Source organism: Vibrio sp. V19_P1S1T109, from assembly GCF_002241375.1.
In the GTDB taxonomy this organism is placed as follows: Bacteria; Pseudomonadota; Gammaproteobacteria; order Enterobacterales; family Vibrionaceae; genus Vibrio; species Vibrio anguillarum.
The window spans coordinates 1-3,189 of sequence record NZ_NDIM01000141.1 but is presented as its reverse complement, the minus strand read 5'-3'; the positions used below and the strand labels follow the sequence as shown (position 1 = coordinate 3,189).

At 41.8% G+C, this 3,189-nt stretch carries 4 protein-coding genes; 3 read left to right on the top strand and 1 reads right to left on the bottom strand.

The window, feature by feature from the left end:
* From B9J87_RS06620 to B9J87_RS06610, 3 genes are all read left to right on the top strand, one after another.
* Positions 1-1,332: response regulator (locus tag B9J87_RS06620; protein ID WP_141201548.1), on the top strand; the 1,332-nt coding region annotated here is incomplete at its 5' end.
* A gap of 89 nt (positions 1,333-1,421) precedes the next feature.
* The gene (gene ung, locus B9J87_RS06615) at positions 1,422-2,102 is read left to right on the top strand and encodes a uracil-DNA glycosylase (protein ID WP_094124073.1); all 681 of its coding nucleotides are present in this window, start codon (positions 1,422-1,424) and stop codon (positions 2,100-2,102) included.
* 87 nt (positions 2,103-2,189) lie between these two features.
* The gene (locus B9J87_RS06610) at positions 2,190-2,741 is read left to right on the top strand and encodes a hemerythrin domain-containing protein (RefSeq protein ID WP_094149851.1); all 552 of its coding nucleotides are present in this window, start codon (positions 2,190-2,192) and stop codon (positions 2,739-2,741) included.
* Between the two features lie 50 nt (positions 2,742-2,791).
* On the opposite strand, the gene B9J87_RS06605 is transcribed toward B9J87_RS06610, so the two are convergent.
* Entirely contained in the window at positions 2,792-2,971 is a 180-nt protein-coding gene (locus B9J87_RS06605; RefSeq protein ID WP_010318284.1) for a DUF3545 family protein, read from the bottom strand.
* Between the last annotated feature and the right edge of the window lie 218 nt (positions 2,972-3,189).

The window sequence follows — 3,189 nt, the reverse complement described above, 5'->3', positions numbered from 1 at the left end:
GAACAAGGCAATATTACGATCACTCTACAAGTATTATCAGAATTGAATGATGAACAGATATTGAAAGTGGGCGTACAAGACACTGGTATAGGAATGAACGCTGAGGAGATAGCGCGAATTTTTCAGCCTTTTGAGCAAGCAGAACGCTCAACAAGCCGCCGTTTCGGTGGCACGGGTTTAGGATTATCGATCTGCCAGCAACTGGTTGAGTTGATGGAAGGCGAGATGTTAATAAATAGTCAAAAGGGTTTGGGAAGTTGGATCGGTTTTAAAATTCCGCTTAGAATCAGCGCTCATACTCATATTGATCCTCTCCTTAGTGGTTACTCTGCCAGCGTTAATATAAGTGATCCAACATTAAACGCTACATTAAGCACACACCTTTTGGCCCTGGGTATAGAGCTGAGTAAAACCAATGCAGCGATAGTGTTTAGTGATAATGCCAAAGAAGGGGATGTTCAGCTCTGTCCGCTGCCGGGTGTGTTGGGAGTACGCCGAGAAAGTTGGGGGTGGCTTCTTAATTCACACCCTATTACCAATCGAAGTGTTCAACTGGTCTGTTATGAAGTATTAAGTATTAAACAAGATCAGTCTAAAACGCTAGGTAGTCAGTGCAGCTTACCAGTTAAAGTGTTAGTGGTTGACGATAATGAAATTAATCGAATGCTAATAGCGCAGCAATTGGATCAGATTGGTTTGGTATTTGATGTTGCGAGTAATGGGCAAGATGCGCTCTCATACTTAGGCCGTAACGATTATGCTTTAGTGTTGTGTGATTGCCATATGCCCTATATGGATGGGTATGAATTGGCTAAACATATTCGGGCATGGGATAAAACCTACCGAGATATACCAATTATTGCGATGACAGCTGACATACTAAATGATCAAAAACAACGTTGTTTAGATGCAGGCATGAACGATTTACTAGGTAAACCTATCCGTCTCAATGACATAATCAGCATATTCGAGGATTGGGGTATTATCAGCCGTGATGGGTTAAAAATGGATACTCTAATTAGTACATTTGGTAATAGAAGTGCTTTATTCTCTTTTCTTCAGGCATCGGTAAGTAGTTTATGTGATGCTTTAGCTATGCCAGTTACCAGTAGTGAGAGAGCGGATTGGGTTCATCGGCAAGCAGGTACAATCGCCATTTTAGGATTTACTGAACTGGCAGAATATGGCTGGTGTATCGAAGTGCAATTACGTAGTTCAAGAGCTGAGCGAGGTTTTTGGGATTTTAGGGCAAAACTCTACATAGCAATGAAGCAACTCGAGTGCGCCATGAATATGCTTATTCAAGAATTGCCGGATATAGAGGCTGACTAATCATCGCAAAAGCTCTGTGACATTGACTCATGCAGTGGTGGCTTTTTATGGTTACAATGCTGTAATTAGTTAATTTGCAGAGCGTTGTTATGACTCAATCATTGACTTGGCACGATGTTATCGGCCATGAAAAACAGCAGGAGTATTTTCAACAGACGATAGCGTTTGTTGAAAAGGAAAGGCTGGCGGGGAAAGTGATTTATCCACCTGCTGCTGACGTGTTTAATGCGTTTCGTTTTACCGAATTTGGCGATGTTAAGGTTGTGATTTTAGGGCAAGATCCTTATCACGGGCCAAATCAAGCTCATGGGTTATGTTTTTCGGTGTTACCCGGCGTTAAAACCCCACCTTCACTGGTGAATATCTACAAAGAGCTGGTGCAAGATATCCCCGGTTTTGTTACTCCTCAGCACGGTTACCTAAAAAGTTGGGCCGAGCAAGGGGTGCTATTGCTCAATACCGTATTGACCGTTGAACAAGGTATGGCGCATTCGCACGCTAATACTGGTTGGGAAACCTTTACCGACCGGGTGATTGAGGCGGTAAATCAGCAGCGTGAAGGTGTTGTCTTCCTGTTGTGGGGTTCACACGCGCAGAAGAAAGGCAGCATGATTGCTCGCAGTAAACATCATGTATTAGTAGCACCGCATCCTTCTCCTCTTTCTGCGCATCGAGGCTTTTTGGGCTGTAAACATTTTTCAAAGACTAATCAATTACTTATTGAGCAGGGGAAAGCGCCTGTGAATTGGCAACCCGTATTGTATAAGTGATTAATTGATGTTTTTTCGAGCAGGGTCAAAGCAAGCACGCTGAAGCTTTTATACACTTATCTAAAATAAGTGTAATGGAGAAGCACAATGATGATTGAAAGGATCCGTAGAGAACACGGGTATATGGCGCGTTTGCTTGCCATTTTGCGAGATAAACAACGGCAATTGAGTAATGAACAAAGTATCAACTACTCTTTAGTGAGAGAGATTATTGACTACTTGGCGACGCATTCAGAGTCAGTACACCACCCCAAAGAAGATATTCTCTATCACTATTATATTGATCATTATGGTCAACATAATGATATTCAAAATTTAGCGAGAGAACATATAGAACTTTCTGAGAAAACTCATGCTTTTCTAGAGATTGTCGATATGATTTTGCAAGATGCTGTTGTACCACAGCACGTGTTCATCGAGCAACTTGATGCATTTATTTCTTCCCAGAAGCGTCATCTGGAGTTAGAAGAACAATCGGTTTTACCTTTGATCAGCCGCACCTTTAATGTAGCTGATTGGCAAGCGGTGGAGGCGAGCTGGCAACAATCCGAAGATGACCCAGTATTTGGTGAGACAATTGCGGAGCAGTACCAACAATTAGCTCACCGAGTTCGGCAAACCGCACAAGAGTGCCAGTAATCTCTGCTGATTTAGTTAAACAAAAAGGCACTGTTGAAGTGCCTTTTTACTCAAAGTTTTATTTGATCAGCCTCGAAGCAGACATCCATCTCCATCAATTCTCTTTGTAACCGTTTTTGATCCTGAATCGCTTCAATTTCTCGCCACATTCTTTTGACTGGTTTAGTGCGACTAGAGCGGAGTTTTGTGATTTCCATTTCCAACATTTCGTCAAATTGCAAGCTTTCCATAAGCAACCTCTTGTTGTTGTTATTACGCCATGTCGTGCTCTCTAGATAGCACAGTTTTCGCTAGCCTAGCTATGATTTGTTTCTCATTTGTTTCCTTTTGATGAACCTTTTATTGGATTTTGACCAGAATTTCACAGTTTCAGTGGGATTCTTTAGTACAAAAAGGGAGCGGTTAAGCGACGCAAACGATTTTATTTGCATTTTTAAATGTTAAATAA